We start from the raw sequence: 2,719 nt of genomic DNA on the forward strand, positions 1-2,719 counted from the left end.
CATGCAGTCTTCTCGCTGATCGAAGGGGAATCGTAGATCGCAAAAGTAAAATGCGGTCGGTAGCCGAGGGTGCGCATCGACGGCTCGACCTCAAAGGCAGCAACCTGGTCCCACAGCCGTTCGATCTCGGTTGCAGAACTGTTGTCGGCGCGGATGTTGATGGCTAGTGCCACAGGCAATCAATCTCCAAGTGTAGAAGCCCGACGGGCTCAGAGAAATCTCATACTATCGAAATTGAGCGGTAATTCCTAACGGCACACACCCTTGAGGCACGCGTCCGCGCACATAGTTGCCTCGGCCAAGGATGCGGAAAGCCCGAGCCATCATCGGTCGACGGGACGCCGGTTCATGTCCTCCAGGAGTTCGCGCATGGCATCGAATTGCGTGCCGAACCCTTTCCAATCTCCGGCCTTCAATCGCTCTACGGCCTGGTTGTAGCGATCAAGCGCCTCCCTGGACTGATTTGCCGACGGGCCTGTCAGGGGCGCCTCTTCCATCCTGTTCGGGGCGACCGGCGCCGGACCGGATTCCGTGAACAGGGCGGCCAATGCCTCGGCGAGCGTTTCCTTCATCACGACATGCTCACCATAGGCTGCGATCACGCGCTTCAGCTCCGGCAGGTGTCCTTGCTGCGCTCGCAGATAGAGCGGCGATATGTAAAGGATCGAGTTCTCGATCGGAATCGCGAGCAGATTGGCCCCGCGGATCACCCGCGAGCCCATCTGATTCCACAGCGTGAGCTGCTGCGAGATCTCCGTATTCTGATTGATCCGCGCCTCGATCTGGAACGGCCCGTAGACGAGCTTCTCCTTGGGGAATTCGTAGACGATCAATTTGCCGTAGTCGGGTGCGTCGCAGCGCGCGGCGAGCCACGCGATCATGTTGTCGCGGCGGCTCGGCACCATGGGCAGCATGAGGAAGAATTCGGCCTGCGGTTCGCCGGGCAACCGCATGATGATGTAATAGGGGGTCATCATCGAGATGCCGTCGCCGCCCGGCTGACGCGGGAATTGCCRGAGATCCTCGCGGTTGTAGAAAACGTCGGCCGCCTCCATGTGGTAGGCCTGGTACATCCGGGCCTGAATCAGGAACAGGTCTTCCGGATAGCGAACGTGCTTCCGCAAGTCCGGCGGCATCGTCGTGAACGGCTTGAACAGGCTCGGAAAGATGCGCTGGTAGGTCGCCGCAATCGGGTCGCTGGAATCAACCAGGTAGAAGTCGACAGTCCCATTATACGCATCAACGACAACCTTCACCGAATTGCGAATGTAGTTGAGATCCAGCCCCTGCGCCGGCTCTGCATACGGGAAATAGGAGTTCGTCGTATAGGCGTCCTGCATCCAGAACATGCGCCCACCGCTGACGACCAGATAAGGATCATGATCGAGCCTGAGGAACGGAGCGATCGTGCTCACCCGCGTCTGGATATTGCGCCGGATCATGATCCGGCTGTCGGTCGTGATGTAGCTTGAAAGAATCAGGTTCGGGTCGTTGAAATAATAAGCAAACAGCATTCTCGCGGCCATTCCCCCGATCGGAATGCCGCCGGCGCCGCCATAGGCCGCATAGGCGTTCTCTTTCCCCTTTGGATAATCGAACTCCGGCGTGCTGCCCTTGACGATGACGTAGTCGTCGGTCTGCTCGCCGAAGTAGATGCGCGGCTCGTCGATCCTGGGACCGACGTCGGCGACAGGAGGAATATCGCGCAGATAGAACAGCGGCAGTCCTTCGGCACTCTTGCGTGTGACCGGGCTCATCACCGCGCCATTGCCGTGGGTGAACAGCACGTGGCGATTGACCCAGGTCTGGGCGTTCGGCGGCAACAGGGAGGACCGCAGTTCGCGGGCCGAGAGCATCACGCTCTGGTAGGAGCCATCGAGCCAGTAGCGATCAACGTCGAGGTCATGGAATTTGTAGTAGGTGCGGATTTCCTGCAGTTGCGCGTAGGTATCCGACAGCGGCAGCCAGTCCCACAGCCTAATATTTTCAATGGTCGCCTTGTTGGCTTCGAGCACCTCGGGGGTAAGCTTCTGCTCGGCGGCAAACGGCTTGGCTGCAATCTGATCGAGATTGTATGCCTGCCGGGTGAGCGCGATGTTGTGTTCGATATAGGGCCTCTCCAGCTCCAGCTCGCTCGGCTTGACGAAGAACTGCCGGAAGAGCCCCGGAACGACGCCGGACAGCACGAACATGCCGACGCCGACGAGCACGATCGCCACGGCCGGAAGCCGATAGGTGCGAACCCGGATGTTCGCCCAGGCGGCAAGAGCCGCGATGATCGAAATTCCGATCATCAGCCACAACGCCGGCAGGCCCACATGCACGTCGGTGTAACTTGCGCCGACGACGACGCTATTGTCGCCATAGAGCAGCAGATAGCGGTCGAGAACATAGGACCAGGCTTTTACGGCGAAGACGAAACCAAGCAGAGCGGAACCGTGAGCGATCGCCGCCGGCGATATTGACCGGTGGTGAACGTCGTATTCGATGTCGCCATGCACCCAGTAGACGGCCGCGGCGAACAGCCCGCCCAGAACGAGCGCGAGCATCATCCAGTTCCTGATGATGATATAGGCGGGCAGCGAGAAGAGGTAGAAGCCGATGTCCTTGTTGTAGAGCGGATCGTTTGCGCCGTAGGGGACCTGATAGACAAATCGCAGGAAGACGCCCCAGTTGCCGGCTTCCTCCGCCGCAACAAGAAGAGCGAGCAAAGCTGCAC

General features: G+C 59.5%; 1 protein-coding gene. It reads right to left on the reverse strand.

From position 1 onward, the window contains the following. Positions 1 to 323: 323 nt before the first annotated feature. Positions 324 to 2,719: UPF0182 family membrane protein (locus AC1D00_RS35350; RefSeq protein ID WP_477013856.1), on the reverse strand; the 2,396-nt coding region annotated here is incomplete at its 5' end.

It is taken from the genome of Bradyrhizobium sp. P2_E8 (genome assembly GCF_056403875.1).